Origin of the sequence: Reyranella sp. (genome assembly GCF_004297405.1) — a bacterium.
Lineage (GTDB): Bacteria > Pseudomonadota > Alphaproteobacteria > Reyranellales > Reyranellaceae > Reyranella.
In genome coordinates, this window is record NZ_SCVC01000012.1 from 257,110 (window position 1) to 282,072 (window position 24,963).

The 24,963-nt window shown below is 64.3% G+C and carries 21 protein-coding genes; 17 read left to right on the forward strand and 4 right to left on the reverse strand.

The window, feature by feature from the left end; translation table 11 throughout:
* Position 1: 1 nt before the first annotated feature.
* The 4 genes from ilvD to EPO50_RS11075 all read right to left on the reverse strand — a co-directional run bounded on the left by ilvD (position 2) and on the right by EPO50_RS11075 (position 5,008).
* Positions 2 to 1,849: a dihydroxy-acid dehydratase gene (gene ilvD / locus EPO50_RS11060; protein ID WP_296343882.1), complete on the reverse strand. Its 1,848-nt coding sequence runs from the start codon at positions 1,847 to 1,849 to the stop codon at positions 2 to 4.
* Positions 1,850 to 1,954: 105 nt separating this feature from the next.
* Positions 1,955 to 3,175 carry a winged helix-turn-helix domain-containing protein gene (locus tag EPO50_RS11065; RefSeq protein ID WP_296343884.1) on the reverse strand — a complete coding sequence of 407 codons (1,221 nt, stop codon included), beginning with the start codon at positions 3,173 to 3,175 and terminating at the stop codon, positions 1,955 to 1,957.
* Positions 3,176 to 3,371: 196 nt separating this feature from the next.
* Positions 3,372 to 3,641 (reverse strand): hypothetical protein, encoded by a 270-nt coding sequence (locus EPO50_RS11070; RefSeq protein WP_296343886.1) that lies wholly within the window; start codon positions 3,639 to 3,641, stop codon positions 3,372 to 3,374.
* On the reverse strand, positions 3,638 to 5,008 hold the full coding sequence (locus tag EPO50_RS11075; RefSeq protein ID WP_296343888.1) for an amidase: 1,371 nt from the start codon (positions 5,006 to 5,008) through the stop codon (positions 3,638 to 3,640). The genes EPO50_RS11070 and EPO50_RS11075 overlap by 4 nt, the downstream gene beginning before the upstream one ends.
* 48 nt (positions 5,009 to 5,056) lie before the next feature.
* Between EPO50_RS11075 and EPO50_RS11080 the strand changes: the two genes are divergently transcribed.
* The 17 genes from EPO50_RS11080 (at position 5,057) to EPO50_RS11160 (ending at position 24,942) form a co-directional block, all read left to right on the forward strand.
* A complete protein-coding gene (locus tag EPO50_RS11080; protein WP_296343890.1) occupies positions 5,057 to 5,707 on the forward strand; it encodes a DUF2161 domain-containing phosphodiesterase in 651 nt (216 codons plus the stop codon).
* On the forward strand, positions 5,708 to 6,505 hold the full coding sequence (locus EPO50_RS11085; protein WP_296343891.1) for a phosphodiesterase: 798 nt from the start codon (positions 5,708 to 5,710) through the stop codon (positions 6,503 to 6,505).
* A gap of 104 nt (positions 6,506 to 6,609) precedes the next feature.
* Complete coding sequence (locus tag EPO50_RS11090; RefSeq protein ID WP_296343893.1) at positions 6,610 to 7,530, forward strand: transglutaminase family protein; 921 nt, start codon at positions 6,610 to 6,612, stop codon at positions 7,528 to 7,530.
* A 70-nt stretch (positions 7,531 to 7,600) separates the two neighbouring features.
* On the forward strand, positions 7,601 to 8,299 hold the full coding sequence (locus tag EPO50_RS11095) for a hypothetical protein (RefSeq protein ID WP_296343895.1): 699 nt from the start codon (positions 7,601 to 7,603) through the stop codon (positions 8,297 to 8,299).
* The gene (locus tag EPO50_RS11100; RefSeq protein WP_296343896.1) at positions 8,296 to 9,804 is read left to right on the forward strand and encodes an O-antigen ligase; all 1,509 of its coding nucleotides are present in this window, start codon (positions 8,296 to 8,298) and stop codon (positions 9,802 to 9,804) included. The genes EPO50_RS11095 and EPO50_RS11100 overlap by 4 nt, the downstream gene beginning before the upstream one ends.
* A 132-nt stretch (positions 9,805 to 9,936) precedes the next feature.
* The gene (locus tag EPO50_RS11105; RefSeq protein ID WP_296343898.1) at positions 9,937 to 11,256 is read left to right on the forward strand and encodes a sugar transferase; all 1,320 of its coding nucleotides are present in this window, start codon (positions 9,937 to 9,939) and stop codon (positions 11,254 to 11,256) included.
* Positions 11,257 to 11,273: 17 nt separating this feature from the next.
* On the forward strand, positions 11,274 to 13,112 hold the full coding sequence (gene asnB, locus EPO50_RS11110) for an asparagine synthase (glutamine-hydrolyzing) (protein ID WP_296343900.1): 1,839 nt from the start codon (positions 11,274 to 11,276) through the stop codon (positions 13,110 to 13,112).
* A 7-nt stretch (positions 13,113 to 13,119) separates the two neighbouring features.
* The gene (locus tag EPO50_RS11115; RefSeq protein ID WP_296343904.1) at positions 13,120 to 14,220 is read left to right on the forward strand and encodes a glycosyltransferase family 4 protein; all 1,101 of its coding nucleotides are present in this window, start codon (positions 13,120 to 13,122) and stop codon (positions 14,218 to 14,220) included.
* The gene (locus EPO50_RS11120; protein ID WP_296343906.1) at positions 14,217 to 15,053 is read left to right on the forward strand and encodes an ABC transporter permease; all 837 of its coding nucleotides are present in this window, start codon (positions 14,217 to 14,219) and stop codon (positions 15,051 to 15,053) included. Before EPO50_RS11115 ends, EPO50_RS11120 begins: the two co-directional genes overlap by 4 nt.
* 2 nt (positions 15,054 to 15,055) lie before the next feature.
* The gene (locus EPO50_RS11125) at positions 15,056 to 16,348 is read left to right on the forward strand and encodes an ABC transporter ATP-binding protein (RefSeq protein WP_296343908.1); all 1,293 of its coding nucleotides are present in this window, start codon (positions 15,056 to 15,058) and stop codon (positions 16,346 to 16,348) included.
* Between the two features lie 8 nt (positions 16,349 to 16,356).
* Positions 16,357 to 17,607, forward strand: a complete 1,251-nt coding sequence (locus tag EPO50_RS11130) for a glycosyltransferase (protein ID WP_296343911.1) — start codon at positions 16,357 to 16,359, stop codon at positions 17,605 to 17,607.
* Positions 17,607 to 18,656 carry a glycosyltransferase gene (locus EPO50_RS11135; RefSeq protein ID WP_296343913.1) on the forward strand — a complete coding sequence of 350 codons (1,050 nt, stop codon included), beginning with the start codon at positions 17,607 to 17,609 and terminating at the stop codon, positions 18,654 to 18,656. The genes EPO50_RS11130 and EPO50_RS11135 overlap by 1 nt, the downstream gene beginning before the upstream one ends.
* Positions 18,653 to 19,945: a glycosyltransferase gene (locus tag EPO50_RS11140; RefSeq protein WP_296343915.1), complete on the forward strand. Its 1,293-nt coding sequence runs from the start codon at positions 18,653 to 18,655 to the stop codon at positions 19,943 to 19,945. The genes EPO50_RS11135 and EPO50_RS11140 overlap by 4 nt, the downstream gene beginning before the upstream one ends.
* Complete coding sequence (locus tag EPO50_RS11145) at positions 19,945 to 21,090, forward strand: glycosyltransferase family 4 protein (protein ID WP_296343917.1); 1,146 nt, start codon at positions 19,945 to 19,947, stop codon at positions 21,088 to 21,090. The genes EPO50_RS11140 and EPO50_RS11145 overlap by 1 nt, the downstream gene beginning before the upstream one ends.
* Positions 21,091 to 21,123: 33 nt before the next feature.
* Entirely contained in the window at positions 21,124 to 22,593 is a 1,470-nt protein-coding gene (locus tag EPO50_RS11150) for a hypothetical protein (RefSeq protein WP_296343919.1), read from the forward strand.
* Between the two features lie 19 nt (positions 22,594 to 22,612).
* A complete protein-coding gene (locus EPO50_RS11155) occupies positions 22,613 to 23,536 on the forward strand; it encodes a glycosyltransferase family 2 protein (RefSeq protein WP_296343920.1) in 924 nt (307 codons plus the stop codon).
* On the forward strand, positions 23,533 to 24,942 hold the full coding sequence (locus EPO50_RS11160; protein ID WP_296343922.1) for a glycosyltransferase: 1,410 nt from the start codon (positions 23,533 to 23,535) through the stop codon (positions 24,940 to 24,942). The genes EPO50_RS11155 and EPO50_RS11160 overlap by 4 nt, the downstream gene beginning before the upstream one ends.
* Positions 24,943 to 24,963: the final 21 nt, after the last annotated feature.

Here is a 24,963-nt window from a genome sequence, read left to right on the forward strand (position 1 = left end):
CTCAACCCCCGACCTGATCGACGTCGCGCACGGCGCCGTGCGCTGCCGACGTTGCCAGGGCTGCATAGGCTCGCAGCGCTGCCGAGACCTTGCGGTCGCGCTTGGGCTTCCACGCCGCGCGGCCGAGGGCCTTCATCGCTGCGCGCCGCTTCTCGATCTCCGCCTCGGGAAGTGCCAGGGCGATGGTGCGGGCTGGCACGTCGATCTCGATCGGATCGCCGTCCTGAACCAGGCCGATCGCTCCACCCGACGCCGCTTCCGGCGACATGTGGCCGATCGAGAGGCCTGACGAACCGCCTGAGAAACGGCCGTCGGTGATCAGGGCGCACTGGGCGCCGAGGCCGCGCGCCTTGATGGCGCTGGTTGCCGCCAGCATCTCCTGCATGCCTGGCCCGCCCTTGGGCCCTTCATAGCGAATCACGACAACATCCCCGGCGGCTACCTTGCCGGCGTGGATGGCGGCCGTCGCATCGTTCTCGCTGTCGAAAACGATCGCCTTGCCCTTGAACTTGAGCACGCTGGGGTCGATGCCGGCGGTCTTCACGATGCAGCCGTCGAGCGCCAGGTTGCCATAGAGCACGGCGAGACCGCCATCCTGGCTGTAGGCGTGGTCGAAGTCGCGGATGCAGCCATTGGCCCGGTCGAGGTCGAGTTCGGGGTAACGCTTGTTCTGCGAGAATGCCTGCGTGGTCCGCACGCCGCCGGGGGCGGCGCGATAGAAGTTCCTCACGCCCTCGTCGGCGCCGTTGCCGATGTCCCAGCGCTTCAGTGCGTCACCCATGGTGGCGGTGTGCACCGTGGCGACATCGCGATGGATCATGCCCTTGCCGTCGAGGATGCCGAGCAGCGCCATGACGCCGCCGGCGCGATGCACGTCCTCGATGTGCCAGAGCTGCGAGGAGGGGGCGAGCTTGGAGAGATGCGGCGTGATGCGCGAGAGGCGGTCGATGTCCTTCATGGTGAAGGGGATCTCGCCCTCGAAGGCGGCGGCCAGCAGATGCAGCACCGTGTTGGTCGACCCGCCCATGGCAATGTCGAGCCGCATGGCGTTCTCGAATGCCTTGAAGTTGGCGATCGAGCGCGGCAGCACCGAAGCGTCATCCTCGACGTAATGGCGCTTGGTCAGTTCGACAATGCGCCGGCCGGCTTCGAGGAACAGTTCGCGGCGATCGGCATGGGTGGCGAGGACGGTGCCGTTGCCTGGCAGGGACAGGCCCAGCGCCTCAGTGAGGCAGTTCATCGAATTGGCGGTGAACATGCCGGAGCAGGAGCCGCAGGTCGGGCAGGCGGACCGCTCGTAAACGTCGACGTCTTCCTTGCTCGCGCCCGGCTTGTAGGCCGTCAGCATGGCATCGATCAGGTCGACCTTGATATCCTGGCCCTTCCAATGGACCTTGCCGGCTTCCATCGGGCCACCGGACACGAAGATCGCCGGCACGTTGAGGCGCATCGCCGCCATCAGCATGCCGGGGGTGATCTTGTCGCAATTGGAGATGCAGACCATCGCGTCGGCGCAATGGGCGTTCACCATATATTCGATGGAGTCGGCAATCAGGTCGCGCGAGGGCAGGGAATAGAGCATCCCCTCGTGGCCCATGGCGATGCCGTCGTCGACGGCGATGGTGTTGAATTCCTTGGCGACACCGCCGGCCCGCTCGATCTCGCGCGCGACCATCTGGCCGAGGTCCTTGAGGTGGACGTGGCCGGGGACGAACTCCACGAAGGAATTGACGACAGCAATGATGGGCTTCTCGAAATCCGCATCGGTCATGCCGGTGGCGCGCCACAGGGCGCGGGCGCCGGCAGCATGCTGGCCGCTGGTGGTCTTGGACGAACGATAGACACCCATGATCAGGCTTCCTTCGGGCAAAGGGCATTCTGCGGAGCGAGTCATTTGCCGGTGCCGGAGCCGGAAGCCAAGAGCTCTGTTTCGCAGCGAAGCGCTATTTTGCCGCTATCCCTGGCGTTTGCCGCTCCACGCCCGGCCCAAGGCGCCGGTGCGGGGCAAAACGAGGCCTTCCAGGCCGAGCCAGTCCGCCATCAACCGAAGCTCCTCCCGCAGCGGCTCGGCGACCGCCTTGGCCTCGATACCCTGTTCGAGGTGGGCCGCGGGGACCAGCAGCTTCGAATTGGCCCGGTCGGCCTTGAGATCGACGCGACCGACCAGCCGGTCGCCCAGCAGGAAGGGCAGCACATAGTAGCCGTGTTTGCGCTTGGCGACCGGCGTGTAGATCTCGATGCGATAGAAGAAATCGAAGATGCGTTCCGTACGGTCGCGCTCCCAGACCAACGGGTCGAAGGGGGCCAGCAGGGCGCGCGCTTCGACGTTGCGCGGTTGCCGCGCCTCGGGGTCGAGGTAGGCCGCCTGCTTCCATCCTTCGACAGACACGGGCAGCAGGTCGCCGGCCTCGACCAGTTCGGCCAGCCGTGCCTTGGTGTCGGCGACGGGCAGCCGGAAATAATCGCGCAGGTCATATTCGGTCGCCACGCCCAAGGCGCGGGCGGAGATGCGCAGCAGCTCGCGCTGCGCTTCTTCCGGCGAGGGGGTCGGCAGTGCCTGCACATGGGCGGGCAGGACACGTTCGGTGAGGTCGTAGACCCGTTCGAAGGTGCCGCGCCGCGTCGCGGTGGTGACGATACCGGCGAAGAACAGCCATTCGAGAGCAAGCTTGCCATCGTTCCAGCCCCACCAGGGACCACGGCGCTCGCCGCCGTTGCCGAGATCGGATGCTGCCAGCGGCCCCTGCCGTTCAAGCTCGCGGTGCACCTCTTCGATATAGGCCTTCTTGTCGCGGTAGAATTTGGGCAGCCACCGCTTGCCGGTGCCCGCGGCGGCGCAGGCCATGCGCCACCGCAGCAAGGGCTGCGAGGCGAGCGGCAGCAGCGACGCCTCGTGCGCCCAGAACTCGAACAGGCCACGTCGGCTCTTGCGTCCCCAGGCAAGACCGTCGAGGTGGGCGCTGTCGTAATTTCCCAGCCGTGAGAATAGCGGCAGGTAGTGGGCGCGAGTTAGCACGTTCACCGAATCGATCTGCAGCAGACCCAGCCGGTCGATGGCGCGCTTCACATGGCCGAGATTGGAGGCCCCATCGGGCCGGGGCGTATTGAACCCTTGTGCTGCAAGGGCGATGCGACGGGCCGAGGCGGCCGAGAGTTTTTCACGGGAGCGAGGCACGGCGCGACACTAGAGCGTATTCAACTCCGATGTCATCGACTCTTCGGTGGACAGATGCATCGAGCGTCAGTGCTAGCAATTTGCCAGCAGGTTAGTCTGCTGCGTCATCGCCCGAAGGGTTTTCTCATCGATGAAGTCGGCGAGAAGGCCGGCTCCGAGAGCTGTCGACTGACCATCGATCGACCCACGAAGCCGTTCAAGCTCGCCCGCGTTCGAGACGTGCAAGCGCCTTGGCGACAGCTTCGGCCTGACGGTTCGAGATGTGGCCGTTGGCTTTGTATTCCCGGCATACCTTCCGGAGGAATGAACTTGTGGCTGCATGAGTCTCGGCACGTTTCATCAACCCATCGTGGATATGCGGTGCCTCACGTCGGGCAGCGCTATTGGCTCGGAACAGCCTGATGCCGATGGCGACGATGGCCGCCACACCCAGGACGATCAGAATCTCGGTGGGAACGCTGGTCAACGGAGTGCCATTTCCGCCCGCTGGGCCATGGCGAGAAGTGGTCGGTCATGCAGGCGCGGGGCCACGATCTGCAGGCCGACCGGCAATCCGTCGCGGCCAGTGCCGCAAGGGATCGAGATGCCCGGCACGAGAGCAAGGTTGAACAATGGCGTGAAGGCGGCGTGGCCGCGTGGACCCGCTTCCTTGTTTTCGATCACCTTGGGATAGACCTGTTCGACCGGCCAGGAAACGCAGGCCGTGGTCGGTGTCAGCAGGTAGTCGTACTCGGTGAAGAACTGTGCGACCGAGCGTGCACAGGCATCGGCCAGACGGAAAGCTGCCACGACATCGGTACCGGGGACATTACCGCCACGCTCGATCAGGCCCGAGACATTGTCGCCGAAGAGGTCTTTGTCGGCAGCATGTCGCTCGCCGTAGAGCAACGTCGAGGCGGCGGCATTCACGGCAGAGAAGGCCGCCTCATTCGTGTTCTCGGGCCAGGCGACGTCCGCTTCTTCGATACGCCAACCCGCCGCGTGCAGCTTCTCGATCGCCGCTTCGAAGGCGGCCATGACATCCGGGTCGACCGCGACATCGAGGCCGAGCCGTGGGCTCACCGCGATACGCGGCTGGGCGGGAGGTGGCACGTCGAGCAGGGCAACGGAGTGCGGGTCGCGACGGTCAGGACCGGCCATCACCTCGAATGCTACCCGGGCGTCGGCAACCGAGCGGCCCATGGGGGCGGTCACGCCATAGAGAGGCCCGTAGGCGCCACCGAAACCGAACGGCGAAGGGATGGCGCCAGCCGACGTCTTGAGACCAACGACGCCACAGTGCGAAGCCGGCCGGCGTCCCGAGCCGCCGCCATCGGTGCCGAGCGCAATCGGCGTGAAGCCGGCCGCCAGTGCTGCCGCGGCACCGCCGGACGAGCCACCCGGCGTCAATGCGGGATTCATCGGATGGCGCGAGGGGCCGTAGACCTTGTTTTCCGTATGGCCCTTGGCGGCCATTTCCGGCGTGTTGGTCATGCCGAGAAAGATGCCGCCAGCATTCTTCAGGCGTTCGACGGCGACGGCATCACGCGGCGGCTTGAAGTCCTTGTAGAGCAACGAGCCGTTGGTGACGCGACGGCCTTGCACCCAGGTCGTGTCCTTCACCGTGTAGGGCACGCCCAGGATGGGACCGTCAAAACCCTGCTTGCGTTTGGTGTCGACGGCATCGGCCGAGGTGCGTGCTTCGGCCGGATCGAAATCGACGATGGCTGTGAGCTGACCATTCTTTGCCTCGACACGGGCGATTGCCATCTCGGCGACGTCGCGTGCCTTGACTTTACCCGCACGCACCGCGTCGGCAATGGCGGCGGCACCTTGATCCAGCAACTCGGTCATACAGTTTTCCCCCGGAGCGTTTCTGGCGGCATGTTACGGTAGAGAGCTATGTCATTGGAGAGTGAGCTCTATGCGCCGGTGAAGGCGCTGCTGGAAGGCCAGGGTTACGCCGTCAAGGGCGAAGTGCGCGGCTGCGATGTCGTGGCGGTGCGCGGCGCGGAACCGCCCGTCGTGGTCGAACTGAAGCGCGTCTTCGGGTTGGGATTGGTGCTGCAGGGAGTCGATCGCCTGGCACTGACAGACCTTGTCTATCTTGCTGTCGGCCAATGGCCCAAGCAGATGAAGAACGTCAAAAAGCTTTGCCGTCGACTGGGACTGGGCCTGATCGTGGTTGGCGGGAACAGGGCCGATGTGGTGCTCGATCCCGTGCCCTATGTGCCCCGCAAGAACAAGCGCAAGGCGGGGCGGATGCTGGGTGAGCACGCGCGCCGCGTCGGCGATCCCAATGTCGGCGGTCAGGCGATGCGGGCGCCGCTGATGACAGCCTACCGCCAACAGGCGTTGCGTTGCGCGGAACTGCTGGCGCTGAACGGGCCGATGAAACTCGCTGCCATGCGGACGGCGGCCGACGTGCCCAATGTGGCAAGCATCTTGCGAAGTGACTTCTATGGCTGGTTCGAACGAGTGGAACGGGGCGTCTATGCGATCACGCCGAAGGGGCGGCAGGGGCTGGAGCAGTTCGTCCGCAAGATTGCGTAGATGCTGATCGCTCAGCTCTCGGACCCTCATGTCCGGCCGCGAGGCGAACTTTACCAAGGTGTGATCGACTCCAATGCACAGTTTGCGGCGGCGATTGCAGCGGTGAATGCGTTCGATCCGCGACCTGATCTCGTGCTGTTGAGTGGCGATCTCGTAGATCACGGTCATGACAACGAATACGCCATGCTTGGAGAGCTCCTGGCGCCGCTCGACATTCCCTTGCTGGCGATCCCTGGCAACCACGACGAACGCGAGGCCTTCCGCCGCGTGTTCGTCGGAAGAAGCTGGCTGCCGGCGACGGGGCCGATCGACTATGTCGTGGACGATCGTGGCCCGGTACGGATCGTCGCCCTCGATGTCACCTTGCCTGGTTTGCACCACGGCGTCGTCAGTGCGGAAGGGGCGGTGTGGCTCGACAGGGTACTGGCGGCGGAGCCCGAACGCCCGACCATCGTGATGATGCATCAGCCCCCATTCGATACGGGCATACCCTATCTCGATCTCTATTCCTGTCGCGAAGGACAGCGATTTTCCGATGTCGTCGCGCGTCATCGACAGGTCGAGCGCGTGGTCTGTGGCCACGTTCACCGGTTCATGCAGATACGCTTTGGCGGCACGATGCTCTGCACGGCACCCTCGACCACAACCGCCATCGCCTTGCAACTTCGGCCAGAGGCCAAGCCTGCCTCGCATGTCGAGCCGCCGGCGTTCCTGCTGCATCACTGGCTGGAGGGGACAGGACTCATCACGCATTTCATGCCGGTCGGCACTTTCCCGGGGCCTTATCCTTTCGCTTGAGCGCCTCTAAGGGCGGCGAAAGTGGCGAGCATGCTCTTGGCGAAAATCGGCACACGGTCGGTTGAGACTGCAACGGTGTCCGAAATCAGGCATTATGATTAGGCATGCATACACTCGAGATCGTCCACCGCACTCGCTACGAATATTCCGAGCCGGTGACGCTCGGAGACCATCGGCTGATGTTCCGGCCGCGCGACAGCCACGACCTTCGCCTGTTGCACACCGGCCTCGCCATCGAGCCAACGGCTCAGGTGCGCTGGATCCATGATCCGTTCGGCAATTCGATCGCGATCGCGTCGTTCGAAGGCACGACGCAGGTGTTGGAGTTGTCGAGTACGATTCAGCTCGAACATTTCGCATCGCCGCCGGAGCTGGCGCCGATTGAGGAATACGCACGCACTCTGCCGCTCTCTTACCTCGCCGAGGACGCGCCCGATCTGGCGCGTTACGTCGAGCGTCACTATCCCGACCCCAATGCAGAGGTCGCGACCTGGACCAAGCAGTTCCTCGAAGGCGAGGGTGGCGCCGATACGTTCGCGACGCTGACGCGGCTCTGCAAGGGCATCCAGGAAACGTTGAAGTACGCCATGCGTTTCGAGATCGGCACACAACCACCGGCGACGACGCTCGAAAGCGGTGGCGGGACGTGTCGCGACTATGCGCTCCTGATGATGGAAGGTGCACGCTCGCTCGGTATCGCCGCACGGTTCATCACCGGCTATCTCTACGATCCAGTGCTCGACGCCGCGCCGGGCGAAGTGACGCCGCATGCCTTTCCGCACGCCTGGCTCGAGGTCTACCTTCCAGGGGCCGGCTGGGTGGAGTTCGATCCGACCAACGGCATCATCGGCAGCGAGCGGCTGATCCGCGTCGGAGTCGGCCGCGATCCCGAGCAGGCAATGCCGATTAAGGGCACCTTCACGGGCTCATCGGATGTCGTGGTCACCGCGACGGTCGACGTGCAGGTGCGCACGCTGTCGCCGCGGCCCGCCGATGAGTCCACTCTGCCAGTGCAAGACCTTTGACATCGTTCGCAGGCAACGGTTGAGTGCGGGAACGGCCGGCACAGAAAGGCCCTAGGGGGAACGGCTTCTGTTGATCATCTTCGAATGGTTGCTGCGCGCCCTGTTGGGGGGCGGCGGTGCGCTTCTGGTATGGGTCGCGTGGCCCGTCTCCAAGGGCGCATGGCAAGCCCAGCAAGCCGATCCCGTCGTTACCAAACTGCGGTGGGACTACAAAGTCGACCTCGGCGACGTGCGGCTCGCTATCGAGTCGCTGGATCGTGCCATCGCTTTCGATCCCACGGCGACCCGGCATATGCAGCGGTCGGAGTTGCTGGCCGCCGCCGCCCTCGTGCCCACCTTCGAACGGACGCCGGCGCAGCGCACCGAGTGGCTGGAGCGTGCCGAAGCCGATCTCAACTTCGGTTTGGGTAACGACCCTGGCCGCGGCGTGCAATGGCTCCGGTTGGCCGTCATCCGGCTCGGACTCGAAGGACCGTCGCAGCGCTCCATCGCGCCGCTGCTGATGTCGATCGACACGTCACCGATGATGTTGCCGGTCTGGCAGGCTCGCCTGCAGCTCATTCTCGACAATTGGCAGGCTTTTACGCCCCAGCAGCGCGAGTATGTCGGCATCTATGTCGCCCGAACCTGGAGGCTCAGCCCGAACAAGCGCTGGTTTGCCGCCGCGATCCGAACACCGCTCGACGAGCTCTTCGTGCGCTATTTCGTGCGCGATGAGCCGGGCGCCCAGGACGAGCTCACGCGGTTGCTCGCGGAGAAGAGGAAATGATCCGCCGTCGAGAGGCGGCCCATTGGGAGGAGGGTGTCGAGCCGGGCGTCATCCCCGACCGCCGCTGGCCGTGGTACCTGCGCCGGGCCATCGACGTCACGATGGTTGGGCTCTTCTTCGCGGTTCTCATGCTCGCTGCCTTGCCGATGGGAGCCAACCGCGATTGGGCCTGGGCGCCGCTCTGCATCATGTTTGGGCTGATGGCGATCCCCGTCGCATGTGGCATCGGCCATCGGAATGGCATGGCGATCGCCGCGGCGGAGGAAAGACCTCTATTGGCGTTGATCGGCTGTTTCCTGCTCCTGGTGGCTTTTGCACTGTGGCAGATGTCGACTTTTGCCCCGCTCGCGGGTGACGCTTGGTTGTTCAAGCGGGCCGCTGAAATTCTGGGCAGCGCTCATGCGCCGGTCCCCGCGATTGCCGTCGATTTTGCGCGCAATTCGCTGCTGCGCTGTATCGCTTGCGGTCTGATTTTCCTGATCGCTCGTGCGATTTGCCGCGACCGCGCCAACGCACGCTGGCTCCTGATTACGATGGTGATGAGCGGTGTGCTGGTCGCGGCTTACGGGATGGCGATGCAGGTATCGACCAACGCCTGTTACGTCGGCACCTACCTCAAGATGCAGTTCGAGTTCACTGAATCTCAGCATTGTCTGATGAGTGGTACGTTCGTGAACTCCAATTCGTTTGCCTGCTACACCGGCATGGCAATCGTCGCCGTCATCGCGCTCCTGTTCAGCGGTGATCGCAAGAAGGTCGATGTGCCTTACGGCTACGGCGAGGACGAGGATGTACGCTTCATCGATTGGCTGACCGGGCAGCGGATCTCCCAGATCGCGGCGCTCCTGCTGCTGTTGGGCGGGTTGCTGTTTTCGGCGTCGCGGGCCGGATTTGCCGCGACCGCGATCGGTGTGTTCGCATTCGGCGTTCTGATGATGCGCGGACGCTGGAGGTCACGACCCGACCTCGGTCGGGTCTTCTTCATCGGCCTGGCGATCTTCGTCGTGGTTGGCCTGATCGCCGGCGGCGCGCTGATCAACAAGTTCGCGGCCTCGGACGACACATGGGCCCGACTGCGCATCTGGCAAACCAGCCTCAAGGCCGTCGCCTTGTCGCCGTGGCTTGGCTGGGGGCTCGGCGGCTTTGCCGATGCCTACATGATCCTGCAGCCCGCCAGCATCCTGCAGCCCAACGACCTCGCGCACTCTACCCCTATCGAAATCATGGTGGAGCTGGGGGTAGTGGCCGCTCTCCTGGCGTTTGCCGTTGTCCTGCTGCCTTGGGCCATTTGCCTGCGCGGTGCGCTGCGGCGGCGGTTCACACACCGCTATCTGCCAATCGCTGCCTTCGCGCTGGCCGCGGTGCCCATCCTCCATTCGACAGTGGATTTCAGCCTGCAGATGCCGGCCATTGGGTTCGTCGTCAGCGCCTTCCTCGGGATGGGGTGGGCGCAGGCATTCGGTCGCAGGGACCGGAATCCGGAACGCTTTGCTGCCGGGGCTTAATTCATATAAGCTCACTCTGGGTGCAAGTATGCTGTGGGAGCATGCCTGCGGGTGTGGCAGTTAAGCGATAGAACGTGGGCGGCAGCAGGCAGTACCTGTTGCGAACGGCTCGCAGTCGTCTTGGGAGTGAGCGTGCGCAGAGCTTTTCCGGCTAGCCTCGACGTAGCCGATGCGGACATGCGGCAGGCGGGCGCACCACTCATGCGGTCGGCGCCGCAGCGTTTCATCGAAACCTGGGTCGATGCCGTTCTGGGCTTCTTGTTCTGCGTCGTGCTGCCGATCCCGATCTATGCGACGGCCGAGCCCTTCGCCAGGGAGTTCGGCGCAGCTGAGATCACCATTTCGGTGACGGCGTTGGCCTATGCCATCGTCTGGTACTGTGGCCGGAGACTGGATGCCTATCCCAGTGCCCGTCTCCGCGGCAATGCAGGCTACATGGCCCCGATCGCGATCGTGACTTATGCCCTGATCGCCGCGATCCTGCTGCTGCTGCGTCTCGACTATTCACGCTTTCAGCTCTTCGGCAGCGGCCTGCTGGCGCTGCTCTGGGTGACGACGGTTGCCCAGCTGAGGTCTCGCTATCTCATTCGCAACTATGCCGTCATGCCGCGCAGCACGATCGTCGCCATGCCGCCTCTGCCGACCTGTCGATGGCTCGACTTCGCCGACGTTCGACGCGATGGCCTGCGGGTCGATGCCATCGTGGCCGATCTCAGTGCCGAGCTGGAGGAGGGGCAGATCGAGGCGCTGGCGGATGCGGCCATTGCCGGTATTCCTGTGCTCGACCGGCGCCATATCGTGGAGACCTTGACCGGCCGCACGCCGCTCGGCGGCCTGACGCCCAACGAGTTCGGCGCGCTCTTGCCGTCACGCCAGTATCTCGTGGTCCGCCGGCTCGTCGAGCTCGGCCTCACCGTGCTTGTCTTGCCGCTCCTGCTGCCGGTGCTTCTGATCGTTGGGCTGCTCGTGCGCTTCGACAGTCCGGGGCCGGTGTTCTTCCTGCAGACACGCATTGGCCGCCGCGGCCGGCCGTTCCGCATGATCAAGTTCCGCACGATGTACCACGGTGCCGCCGGCCCGAGTTTCACGACCTCATCCGATGCGCGCATCACGCGTGTGGGCCGTTATCTCAGGCGCTACCGGCTCGACGAGCTGCCGCAGCTTTTCAACATCTTGCGGGGCGACATGAGCTGGGTTGGACCGCGGCCCGAGGCGGCCTTGCTGGAGAAGCGCTATGTGCGGGATATCGAATACTTCGCGTTGCGTAGCATCGTGCGTCCAGGCGTGACGGGTTGGGCCCAGATCAACCAGGGCTATGCCCATGATGCCGACGAAATGCGCGCCAAGCTCGAGTACGATCTCTACTACCTGAAGCACTGCTCCCTGTGGCTCGATATGGTGATTGTGCTCCGGACCTTCGCCGTGGTGTTCCAAGGCACCGGCGCACGCTAGACTGCGCCGGACAAGCCATGTGTGGCATAGCAGGCATCCACGCCTATCTCGACGTTGCGCCTCCGGTTGATCGCGGCGAACTGCTGCATATCAACGAGCGTATGGCCGCGCGTGGTCCCGACGGCAGTGGCCTCTGGATCACCGATGACCGCCGCATCGGCTTCGGTCATCGGCGGCTCGCCATCATCGACTTGTCCGAGGGCGGTGCGCAGCCCATGCATGCCGACAATGGTCGGCTCAGCATCACCTTCAACGGCGAGATCTATAACTACCGCGAGCTGCGGGCCGAGCTGCAGGCCAAGGGCCACGTCTTCAGGAGCGAGTCCGACACCGAGGTGTTGCTGCAGCTCTACGCCGAGTACGGCACGGCCATGGTCGCCCGGTTGCGCGGCATGTTCGCCTTCGGCCTGTGGGATGCCACGAAGCGCACGCTGGTGCTGGCGCGCGATCCGCTAGGCATCAAGCCGCTCTATTGGGCGGACGACGGCTGGACCGTGCGCTTCGCCTCGCAGGCGAAGGCCCTGCTGGCGGGCGGGGCGGTGCCGCGCGACCCCGATCCGGCCGGCATCGTCGGGTTCCATTTGTTCGGCAGCGTGCCGGAGCCTTTCACCGTCTGGCGCGGCGTGCATGCTCTGCCGGCCGGGACGACGCTCACCGTCGACGCGACCGGGCCGCATGAGCCCGTGCGCTATTACGACGTGGCGACAGCTCTTGCCGATCGAGCCGTCTCCGGTTCGCGCAATGCCGCCGGTGCGCGCGGCCAGCTCGCCGCGGCCCTGCACGACTCGGTGCGCCATCATCTGGTGGCGGATGTGCCGGTCGCGGTCTTCCTGTCGGCCGGCCTCGATTCAGGTGCGTTGCTCGGCACGATGGCCGATCTTGGCGTCCGCAACGTGTCGGCTGTCACGCTGGCCTTCGCCGAGTTCAAGGGACTGCCTCTCGACGAAGCACCCTTGGCGGCCGAGGTCGCGGCGCGATACGGCGCCCGCCACATCGTGCGCACGGTCGATCATGCTGAGTTCGAGCACGATCTGCCGGCGCTGCTCGACGCGATGGACCTGCCGACCATCGACGGCATCAACACCTGGTTCGTGGCCAAGGCCGCGCGCGAAGCCGGGATCAAGGTGGCCTTGAGCGGCCTGGGCGCCGACGAATGTTTCGGTGGCTATCCGTCGTTCACCGATGTGCCGCGCAGCGTCCGCTGGTTGCGCCCGGTGTCATGGGTGCCGGGCCTTGGCGCTTTGGTAAGGCGCGGCCTTTCCGGTGTCATTGCCGCTGGTATTGGCCTGCATCCCAAGGCGGCTGGCGTCCTGCAGTACGGGGGAAACTGGGCAGGTGCCTACCTGCTCAGGCGTAGTGTCTATATGCCATGGGAACTCGACGACCTGCTGGAGCCTGCGATGGTGGACGAGGGGTTGCATCGACTGGCGCCGCTCAGCCGCATCGCCGCAGCACTGCAAGCGGGTAAGCCGCTCGGCGATTTCGATCGTGTCGCTGCCCTCGAAACGTCGCTCTATATGCGGAACCAGCTCCTGCGCGATGCCGATTGGGCGGGCATGGCTCACTCGGTGGAGATTCGCGTGCCCTATGTTGACCCGTTCTTTCTCGCAGCTCTGCCACCCGGTGAGGTGCTGGCGGCGGTTGGAGCCAAGGATGCCGTAGCCGAAGCGCCATCGACGCCTCTGCCTGAAACCATTCGCCATCGACGCAAGACCGGTTTTTCGACGCCCGTCGGCAGGTGGTTGCGCGAAACGGCCGGTGAGCCGGCGCGCGACAACATCGATTTCTCGGCGGCGTCGCGCACCTGGGCGCGTCGTGTCTGGCGTGCCGGCTGGCTCGACCCGGCCGCTGCCTGACGACGCAATGGCCTCTCGCATTCTGGCTCTCGTCGGTGACTGCTACGGCGCCCGTGGCGGCATTGCGCGCTATAATCAGGATCTGTTCGAATCGCTGGCCGATGGCAGTGTCGAAATTTTGATCCTGCCGCGGCTCGGTGATGCCGCGGGCCTTACTTTGCCGCGGGGTATCCGGCAGGCGACCGCGATCTTCAATCGCCTGGGGTTCTCCATTGCCGCCCTCGTGGCCGCCTGGCGTTTCCGGCCGGTCGACGTGGTTTTCTGCGGTCATGTGTTCATGGCGCCGCTCGCCTTCGTCCTCTCGCGCCTTTTGGGCGCACGCTATTGGCTGCAGACGCACGGCACCGATGTTTGGAACGACCAGCGTAGCTTGACGCGCCGGCTGATCGAAGCTGCCGACATGGTGAGCACGGTGAGCCGTGAGACTCGCCGCATTTTGCTGGCCTGGGTCAACCTGCCGCCGGACCGCGTGCGCGTCCTGCCGGATACCGTTCAGGATGTTTTTACACCGGGGCCGCCACGACCGGCATTTCGGGACAGTCTGAAACTCGGGCCCGGCCCCATACTGCTGACGGTCGCCCGGCTGGCCGCGAGCGAGCGCTACAAGGGCCATGAGCCAGTGTTCGCCGTCTTGCCGGCTCTCCGCGAAAAGTACCCTGATCTCGTTCATGTCGTGGCCGGTGATGGCGATGACCGTGCCCGCCTGGAAGCTGCCGCTGCCAGGATGGCGCCGGGCATTGTTCGCTTCCTCGGCTATGTGCCCGATGCCGATCTGCCCGATCTCTATCGTCTGGCCGACCTCTATGTGATGCCCAGCACGGAGGAAGGCTTCGGCATTGTCTATCTCGAGGCGGCGGCTTGTGGTCTCAGGGTGGTCGGGGGGCGGGGTGGCGGCACTGCCGATGCTATTCCCGACGAGCGCGTTGGCGCGATCGTCGATCCTGCCGACCGCGAAGCCCTCGTGAACACGATCGTATGCCTTCTTGGACAGGGCAGAGCGGACTCTTCGGCCGTCGAACCCTATCGGCGGTCGCATTTTGCCGCTGCTGCTCGGGCACTCTACGCTCGCCTTGTTGCCCAGCCGCGTCGTAAGAAGTCCGGCATATGAACGATCGATCCTCGGAACGGCTCATCCTCGAGGCCGGGCGTGCCGACCGCCAGTATTGGTGGGATCTTTGGCGCTACCGTGAACTCTTCTTCATTCTTGCCTGGCGCGACGTTGCGATTCGCTACAAGCAGACGGTGATCGGTCTTGCCTGGGCTTTCGTGCGACCGTTCATGACCATGGTCGTGTTCACCGTGGTGTTCGGCAAGATCGCCAAGTTGCCGACCGAAGGTACGGCGCCCTATGCCGTGCTGGTCTTTGCGGGCCTTCTGCCGTGGACGCTCGCCTCATCGATCCTGAACGATGCGTCCGGCAGCGTCACCGGCAACGCGCAACTTGTCAGCAAGGTCTATTTCCCCCGCCTCATCATTCCGCTCGCCACGGTGCTGGTCGGTTTGATCGATTTCGGCGTGAGCCTCATCATCCTCGCAGGCGTCATGGCCTGGTACGGCGTGATGCCGGACTGGCACATCCTGCTGCTGCCGGTCTTTGTCCTGTTGGCCGTTCTGGTGGCGATTGGGCCGGCGCTGTGGGCGGCTGCCATGATCGTGAAGTATCGCGACTTCCGCTTCGTCATTCCGTTTGCGGTCCAGGTCGGCCTCTATGTTTCGCCGGTCGGCTTCTCGGCCAAGATCATCCCGGCGGAATGGCAACTCCTCTACAGCCTCAATCCCCTGGTCGGCGTGATCGACGGGTTCCGTTGGGCGATTCTCGGCGGCGAGAGCCCTCTCTACCTTCCGGGCTTTGCGATCAGTCTCCTGGTCACGGCTGGCATGCTATGGTTCGGCATCCACACCTTCCGTCGCACCGAGCGCCGCTTCGCCGACATGATCTGACCATGGCCGACACTGTTATCCGCGCCGGCAAGCTCGGTAAGAGCTTCATCATCGGCCACAACAAGTTTCAGCACAGTGCGATCCTGGGTGAAGCGTTGGTTCGTAGCGCGCGTAGCGTCGTGCGCAAGGGCGCCGACATGCTGCGCGGCCGCGCCGTGGTCGAAGGCGATGAGCTCGAGGAATTTTGGGCGCTGCGCGATGTCGATTTTGAGATCAAGCGCGGCGAGGTCGTCAGCATTATCGGCCGCAACGGCGCCGGCAAAACGACCCTGCTCAAGATCCTGTCGCGCATCCTGGAGCCGACAACCGGGCAAGTGGAACTCAACGGCCGCGTGGCCAGCCTGCTCGAAGTGGGCACCGGCTTCCATCCCGAGCTGACCGGGCGTGAGAACATCTTCCTGAACGGCGCCATTCTCGGCATGACCCGTCGGGAAGTGTTGACCAAGTTCGATCAGATCGTTGATTTCTCCGGTGTCGAGAAATTCCTCGACACGCCGGTCAAGCGCTATTCGGTCGGCATGTATGCGCGGCTTGCCTTCTCCGTGGCCGCCCATCTCGAGACCGATATCCTGTTCGTCGACGAAGTGCTGGCGGTCGGCGACGCCGAATTCCAGAAGCGTTGTCTGGATCGAATGTCGGAGGTGGCAAGCGCCGGTCGCACGGTGCTGTTCGTCAGCCACAATCTCGCTGCAGTCACGGCACTCACACGACGAGGCATCGTCCTGAAGGACGGGCAGCTTATTTTCGACGGACCGGTCGAAGCGGCAGTCGCGCACTATTCGGCCTCGCTCGCCAAGGGAAAGGCCTCGCGCGACTGGGGGCGTGGCCGTCATTCGGCAATCATCGCTGCTGACTTGCTCGACGTGCATGGCATGCCGACTGATGCCTATGAGCCGGGAACCCCCATTCGCCTCCGCTTGGAAGTCGATGCCTCGGACACACTCGGGCTCGGCTTCAACATGCAACTGCGCGACGCCAACAATTTGCCGGTCGGCTTCTACTCGTCCAACGCATTCTCCCAGCGGACCTTGCCCAGCCAGCCGGGCAGGTATGTTTGCACGTTCGATTTGCAGCCCTTGTTCTTGGCATCTGGGGACTACAGCTTCGATCTCACTACAGTTTCACCGCCTGCTGTTGTTGACCATGATGTGCCCAATGCGATTCTGTTCCATGTCGCAACGTGCAGCCCCGGCGGCATCGCCTATGATTTCAATCAGAACCAAGGTGATGGCGTCCTCGCACTTCAGCTCGAAGGGCGGCTGCGAATCGAGTCGAAGCCGCCGGCGGCGGATTGACCGCGCCGATGCCGCGTTCGGTCTGCATCGTCAGCCCCGGCAACCTCGCGTCGAACCCGCGCGTAGTGAAGGAAGCGGATGCGCTGCATGGCGCCGGTTACGACATCACCGCCATCGTTTGCGACTACAGTGAAGCGCTGCGCAGCGAAGATGACGCGATCGCCGCCTCCAGGCCATGGAAGGTCGTGCGCGTGAAGAGGTCGCTGCAGGAGGCCATCACCGCCCGCGCCGCGACGATGCTGGCGAAGAGCCTCCTGTCGATGGGGTTGTCGGTGCCAGCCAACGTGGCGGCCTGCAGCGCCCGCGCGCCGGTCATGGCGTTGACGAGGGCAACCCGCCAGACCCACGCCGATCTATACATCGCTCACTACATTGCCGCATTGCCCGCGGCCGCGGCGGCAGCTCGCCAGCATGGTGCGCTGGTCGGCTTCGATGCCGAAGATTTTCACTCCGGCGAAGGCACGGGAACGCCTGGCGAAGTCTTTCGCATGCGAATGGTAGAAACGGTGGAGCGTGCCTTCCTGCCGTCCTGCGCCTATACGACGGCGGCGTCGCCGTTGATTGGCGAGGCCTATGCGCGGCGCTACGGAGTTTCTCCGTCGATCGTACTCAACGTGTTCCCGCTATCGATGGCGCCCTCGCATCCAACGCCGCGGAAAGCACCAAACCTCCGGGCTTACTGGTTTTCCCAGACCATTGGCCTCGATCGTGGTCTGCAGGCCTTTATCGAGGCGATGGCACGGACGCGTGCTACCGTCACGCTGGACATCCGAGGCAGCAATCGCTGGGGGCACGGCGATGCACTCCTCGCGCTGGCCGGAAAGCTCGGCGTCGGCGACCGGGTCAAGCTGTTGCCGATGGCGCCGCCCGGCGAGATGGTCCGGCTGGCTGCGCAATACGACATTGGCCTGTCCCCTGAGACGGATGTCAGCGAGAACCGCCGGATCTGCCTCACCAACAAGATCTTCACCTATCTCCTGGCCGGCGTTCCGGTCGTTATGAGCGACACGCCTGCCCAAAGCCGGCTGGCGCCTGATCTTGGTGCCGCCGCGCGTCTTTGTTCGCTGGCTGATCCATCGGGACTGGCAGCGATTCTCGATGAGTTGGCATCGTCTTCGGCCCTTGCCGAAGCCGCGGCAGAGGCATGGAGGCTTGGCCGTGAGCGCTACAACTGGGAGAAGGAACAGGCCATCCTGCTGACATCAGTCGCTTCTGCATTCGATGGAGCAGGGCGCTCCTCTCGAAGGGCGGCTGCCTGATGCGCTTGCTTCTGACCGCCGACCCGGAGATCGAAGTGCCGCCGCGGCTCTATGGCGGCATCGAACGCATCGTCGACGTGCTGGTACGCCGGCTGCGCGCCGCCGGTCATACGGTCGGGTTGGCCGCCCGGCCGGGGTCGGAGTGCCCGGCCGATGCCTTCTTTGCCTGGCCCGGACTGAGCTCGCTCTCCCGTTCCGATACGATCTCCAATACGCGCTTCCTCTGGAAGACCGTGAGGGCGTTCAAGCCGGACCTGGTGCACAGCTTCTCGCGCGTCGCCTATCTGCTGCCACTGCTGCGCGGCCGCATACCGCTGGTGATGTCCTATCAACGCGAGCCCACATTGCGTACGTCAGGTCTCGCCGTAAAACTCGCGAAGCCAGGAGTTATTACCTTCACTGGATGCAGCGACTACATCGCACGTCGCGGCCGGCCAGCCGGTGGCGACTGGCATGGCATCCCCAATTTTGCCGATACGGAAGCCCTTACGCTCAGCCCGTCGGTGCCGGACGATGCTCCGCTGGTATTCTTGAGCCGTGTCGAGGAGATCAAGGGCGCGCATTGGGCCATTGAGATCGCCCGCCGCGCCGGGCGGCGCCTGGTGATCGCGGGCAATCACTCGACCGGAAACGATCCGGAAGGCGAATTCTGGCGCCGCAGGATTGCGCCGGAGATCGGCAGGGGCGGCATCGAATATGTCGGCCCCGTCGACGACGTGCAGAAGAACGTTCTTCTGGGACAGGCGCGGGCGATGGTGGTGCCGATCCAATGGGATGAGCCTTTCGGCATCGTCTTCGCCGAGGCGTTGGCCTGTGGCACGCCGGTCATCTCGTGCCCGCGCGGGGCACTGCCGGAAATCGTGCGGCGGGGCGTCGACGGTTTCCTGATCAAATCGATCGAGGAGGGATGTGAGGCCGTGGAGCGCGTGGGGGGCTTGGATCGCGCCGAGTGTCGCCGTCGCGCCGAGGATCATTTTTCGGCAGACGCTGTCGTGGCGCGCTACCTCGACCTCTATGGGAAAGTCAGCGCTCGACTGGCGTCGGTATGAAGCGGCGCATTGCCTTGGTCAGTGGACATTTTGCGCCCAGCAATTTGGTTGGGGCCCATCGGGCACGTCTGTGGTCGCGCTATCTGCCGGAGTTCGGTTGGGAGCCGGTGGTGGTGACCGGCGACCCGGCCAAATACGAGGAGCGGCCCGATCCCGACCTCGAACGGCTCGTACCGGCCGGTCTCGAGGTGGTGCACGCCGCCACACTGTCGACGCGGCCAATACGTCTGGTCGGTGATATCGGCGTCCGCGCCTTTTGGGGGTGCTATCGCGCGCTCTCCTCCATGGCGAAGGCCGGTCAGCTCGATTTTGTGTTGGTCACCATTCCGTCCAACTATCTCGCGCCGGTCGGGCGGTTGCTGCATCTGCGCCGCGGCGTGCCGTTCGGCATCGACTATCAGGACCCGTGGGTCAATCGATGGCCGGGCATCGAGGTGCCGTTCAGCCGCGCCTGGGCGTCGTATCGCCTTGCAAGCTTGCTCGAGCCATGGTCGGTCCGCGACGCAGCGCTGATCACCGGCATGGCGCCGGGCTATGTGGCCGGCATGCTCGAACGCAACCCCGACGTCGCCCGTCGGTCGGTGCTGGCCTACATGTCCATGGGCAGCGCACCCGAGGACTATGCGTTGGTGCGTGACCTGCAGCGCAAGCCCTTCCTCTTCCAGCCGGGCGACGGACATTTCCATCTGATCTATGCCGGTGCCTTGCTGCCGGCCGGGCTCGTGGTCCTCGACGCTTTCCTCGCGGGGCTACGGGCTCTGCGCGAGCAGGCGCCGCAGGCTGCCTCCCGGTTGCGCGTGCATTTCGTCGGCACGGGCAGTTCGCCGGACGATCCGCAGGGACACCGCGTCCTGCCGCGTGCCGAGGCAGCAGGCGTTGCGGATATGGTCAGCGAGCATCCACATCGTATCGGCTACGTCGATACGCTCGGCCATTTGATGCAGAGCGACGGCGTCCTGGTCCTGGGGTCGACCGAGCGGCACTACACCCCCTCCAAGGTTTTTCAGGCGATATTGTCGGAACGACCGCTCTTCGCGCTGTTGCACGAGGAAAGCACCGCCGTGACGATGATCCGGCAGGCCGGAGCAGGCGAGGTGTTGACGTTGACCGACCAGGCACTGCCAGATCCGGCGACAACGGCAACGGCGCTGCTGGCTTTCCTGGAGCGGCCGGCCCATTCGGCAGGGACAGCGGATCGCAGTTGCTTCGAGGCCTATTCGGCACGTGAGTCGACGCGCCTGCTTGCGGAGGCGCTCGACCGTGCTCTTGCCGGCAGGAAGACCGGGTGATGCAGCGCATCGGTTTCCTGATCAGCCACCCAATCCAGTACTACACGCCGATCTTCCGTGAACTTGCGGCCCGTTGCGACCTCACGGTCTTCTTTGCTCATCGCCAGACGGCCGAGCAGCAAGCGCAGATCGGCTACGGCGTTGCCTTCGACTGGGACGTGGATTTGCTGTCGGGCTATGAAAGCCGCTTCCTGACCAACGTCTCGCGCCAACCCTCGACGTCGCGCTTTGGCGGCTGCAACACGCCGGAGATCGCCGACAGGATCGCCGAAGGTCGCTTCGATGCCTTCGTCGTGCCGGGTTGGTCCTTGCGATCCTACTGGCAGGCTGTGCGGGCCTGCCGGCGCCTGGGCGTTCCCGTCTTGGTGCGGGGCGATTCCCAGCTCGGCAGTCCTCGCCGGGCCGCGCTGCGCCTCGCCAAGGAGCTGGCCTTCTCGCAGGTGATGAAGCTCTTTGACGGCTATCTCTATGTCGGGCAGCGCAATCGCGCCTATCTGGAGCATTATGGCGCGCCAGCCGATCGGCTGTTCTTCTCGCCGCATTGCGTGGACAACAATGCTTTTCGTGCCGCCAGCCAAGGAGCAGGGGAGGTGACGGGTCGCCGCGTGTTGTTCGTGGGCAGGTTGGTTCCCTACAAGCGTCCGTTCGACGTCATGGCCGCAGCCGCTCGTTTGGCCGCGGACGGCCGGCCGATCGAGCTCACCATTGCGGGGGCCGGCGAGCTCGAAGGTAGTCTCAGGGCCGCGGCCCAGGCAGCCGGGCTCGGCGTGAACTTCCTCGGCTTCGTCAACCAAAGCCGCCTGCCCGAGGTCTATGCTGCAGCCGATGTCCTCGTGCTGCCGTCGGGCGCCGAGGAGACCTGGGGGCTGGTGGTCAACGAGGCGATGGCCTGCGGCATTCCGGCCGTGGTGTCCGATGCCATGGGGTGCGGGCCCGATCTGGTCGAGCCAGGCGTGACCGGCGAGGTCGTTCCCCTCGACGATGTAGGGGCCTTGGCTGCCGGTATTAGTCGCGTGCTTGCTTTCGACCCGGCCCTTACCCGGCGCCATCTGGCAGAACGCATGAAGGTCTATTCGCCTGAACGGGCGGCGGAGGGCATCCTCCAGGCTGGGACTGCTCTTGCCGGCCGGACTCGACTAAGATAAGGCCGTGCCGCCCAGAGAACTCCCGATCGGAAGATGACGACAACCACAGCGATGCCGGCGCCCACCGTCGCGCGGCTCGATTTCGCGCTCCTGCAGCGCGTCTCGTTCTATTTTGCGGTCGTCAACCTTTTCGCCGCGCCGTTCGTGCCGGATCCCTTCTCCTATGCGGTCGGCGGCATGATCCCCTATGCGCTGCTGTCGATCATCGGTATGCCGACCATGCCCAAGGGGGTGGCTTTCTTCCTGCTATGGCAGTGGGCGCAGGCTTTCTCGCGCGTGCTGCAGTCGGTCTTCGATGGCGAATCGATGGCCGACGGCACCTACGGCCCCGATGTGCTGCCGGCCTACTGGTACGCGCTGTGCAGCCTGATCGTGCTGGCGCTCGCTTTCCGGCTGGTGCTGGGAGGGATCAAGCTGCCGACCGTCCGCGATTATTACGCTCACGAACGCTGGCGCGCGCAGGATCTGATCCTGGTCTACGTTGGCGCAATCGCGGCCTCCGTCTTCTGTACCCTTGTCTCGCGGCAGGTAGGGAGCCTTGATCAGCCGCTCTATGCGGCATCGCAGGTCAAAGTCGTGGCGTTGTTCTTGTTGTGCACCTACGTCTTTACGACCGGCCGCGGTGGCGGCATGCTGCTGGCGGCAATTTTGATCGAGATATTCGTCGGTTTCACGGGCTTCCTGTCGGATTTCCGCGCAGTCTTCATCTACGTCGCCTTTGCCGCCATCGCCGCGCGCATCAAATGGACCTTCACCGCGAGCGCCGCTGCCGTGATATGGCTCTCGGTACTCCTCCTGCTCGCCCTGTTCTGGACGTCGGTGAAGGTAGAGTACCGCGACTATCTCACGGGCGAGACCGAGAGCCAGCAGATCCGGGTGCCGCTTGGTGAGCGCATGGCCTATCTCGGTGACAAGGCGCTGAACATTGGCGAGACCAAGTGGGGCGAAACGTCCTACATGCTGCTCATTCGCTTCGCCTACGTCGATATCTTCGGCTCGGTGATCAGCGTCGTCGACAGTACCCCCGAGACGACGCCGATGCGCCAGTGGAAGGACGCGCTCTCTCACGTTCTGCAGCCCCGCATCCTTTTCCCCGACAAGGCGGCTCTCTCCGACACCGACGTTTATATGCGGCTCACGCGCGCCGATCCGACAGAACAGGTCCGGCTCGGCACGTCGATCAGTGTCGGTTACATGGCAGAAAATTACGTCGATCTCGGGTTTCCGGGCATGCTGGCCGGAATTTTCGTGATCGGCGTGTTGCTGGCACTGGTCATCAAGTATTTCATGCAGAGGCAGCTGCCCTGGATGCTGCGTGAGGGCATTGTCATGGCGTTCGTCTTCAATGCCGGCGGCACCGGCATGGAAATGTCGCTGCCGAAGATTCTGGGCAGTGTGCTGATGTTCTTCCTGGTTTGGTCGCTGATCGCGAAGTTCGGATTGCCGATGGTCATGCGCTGGCTCGACCAGCGCGCCGGCTTGCCGCGGACGACGACGCTCTGAGGGCGCCAGCCGCTTCCGCATGAGCGACATTTCTGTTGTCATTCCGACCTACAACCGCCTGTGGTCGCTTCCGCAGGCTATCAGCTCCTGTCGATCGAATGGCTGCAGGGTCGAGATCATCGTGGTCGACGATGGCAGCACGGACGGCACGTGGGATTGGCTTCAGGCGCAGACCGACGTCGTTGCGATCCGCACGGAGAACTGGGGCAAGGATTGGGCCGTGCAGACGGCGATGGAAATGGCGCATGGCGACTATGTGCGCTTTCTCGATTCCGACGACTGGCTCACACCGCAGGCCAACCGCGAGCAGCTTGCCATTGCGCGACAGACCGGCGCCGATGTCGTCGTCGCGGGCTACGAAGACCACGACGATGCCACTGGCGTGCGACACGTCAACGACTGGGTCGACTGCGACGACTTCATTGCCCAGCAGCTCGGGGAGGTCTGGTCGTCGCACTATTCGGCGTTCCTGTTTCGCCGCGAGCTGGTGCGCGATATCCCCCATCGTCAGGACTTCGCCCTGCGCGACGACCGTCTGTTCATTCTTGAAGTCTCGATGCGTAAGCCGCGATTGGCGGTCTATCGCCAACCCGGCTTCGTGCATAGGCGCCATGGCAGCGAGCGGCTGCAGCATACGGCCGGGTTCAAGCGCGACGTCGGCTACTGGACCTACATCTCGATCTTCCGCAAGGTCCTGGCGATGCTGGAGGCGCAAGGCGAGCTGACGTTGCGCCGCAAGCGGGCGGCAATCGGCGTGATGTGGCCGAACGTACGCTCCTTCGCAAAGGCTTACCCGACCGAAGCGGCGGAGATCGTCGACTGGATCTACAGGCTCGACCCCGACTTCAAACCACCGGTGCGGCCTGTTCTGACCCTCGCATACAAGGTACTGGGCTTTGCGATGACCGAGAGGCTGCTGCGCTTTCGAGTGCTCTGGCCATGACGTCAGCCGGCGCGCCGGCTGGTGGGCGACCACTGCGCATCGTCCACTGCGTCGGGTTCTACTTTCCCGATTCGACGGGCGGTACGGAAGTCTATGTCCGCGATCTCGTAACGGCGCTGTCACGTCATTCGATTGATGGCACGATCATCGCGGCGACGAACAAGGGCTACGATCGCTACAAGTGGCATGGTGTCGATGTCGTGCGTTATCCGATCGATGCGACCGACGTAACTTCCGCACCAACGCCAGGGGACGGCTCGCAGGCCCGCCGCTCGGCCTTCCAGGGCATCGTGGAAGAGGCGAAGCCCGATATCTTCCATCTGCACTCGTGGACCAGCGGCGCGGGCCTTGGCCATCTGCGGCAAGTGGCGCGGATGGGCATTCCATCGGTGGTGACCATGCACGTGCCTTCGGCACTCTGCATGCGTGGCACGATGCTGCTCTACGGTAAGGGGCCATGCGACGGCCGCATCGACGCCACGCGGTGTGCGCGATGCTGGGCGCTACATCGCGGGTTTCCAGCACCAGCCGCATGGCTGGTGTCGATGCTGCCGAAGTGGGACGCCACCGACAGTGAGATATCGCGAATGTCTTCGCGAGCCGCGGCATTGCTCTCGATCACCGCGAGCGCCGCGACCAAGGCGCGGCAATTGAGATCCATGGCGACTCTTTCCGAGCGCATTGTGGCGCCGAGCCAATGGGTGCGCTCTGCGCTCGCCGCCAATGCGATCCCGCCGGAGAAAATCGTGGTATCTGCGCAGGCTGCCAGCGAGACCTTTGCCGGGCGTAGCGAACGGGTACGCGAACGTGACGACAGTCGCGAGATCGTTATCGGCTTCCTTGGCCGGCTCGAAGCCTACAAGGGCGCCGATCTGGTCATAAAGGCTCTCGCGCTGGTGCCGAAGGATCTACGGGTTCGTCTGCGCATCGCGGGCACCGGCACCGAGCCTGCGTATGTGCACTCGATCGAACAGGCCGCGAAGCGCGACAAGCGAATCGAGATGGTGGGGCTCGTCGAGCACGAGCAGGTGCCGAAGTTTCTCGAGACGATCGATGTTCTCACCGTGCCGTCTCGCTACATGGAGACGGGACCGATCGTCGTGCAGGAGGCGCAGGCGCTGGGCATTCCCGTCATGGGCGCCGATCTCGGTGGCATCGCTGAGCGTGTGCGCGACGGTATCGACGGCTGGCTTCTTCCGTTTGACGACCCACGGCCATGGGCCGAGGCGATGATTGAGGCGGTGACGGATCGTAACGAACTCGCGCGTCTCTCGAACAACATGCAGCGCAGCCGGAGCATCGGCGATGTAGCCACGGATATGGCAGCGCTGTACCGCGAGGTCATGGCTGAGAGGAAGATGTTGGCGACCAGAAAACGGGATAGGGCGGTATCGAGCATCACCTGACGCCTTTGCTTGTCTTCAGTG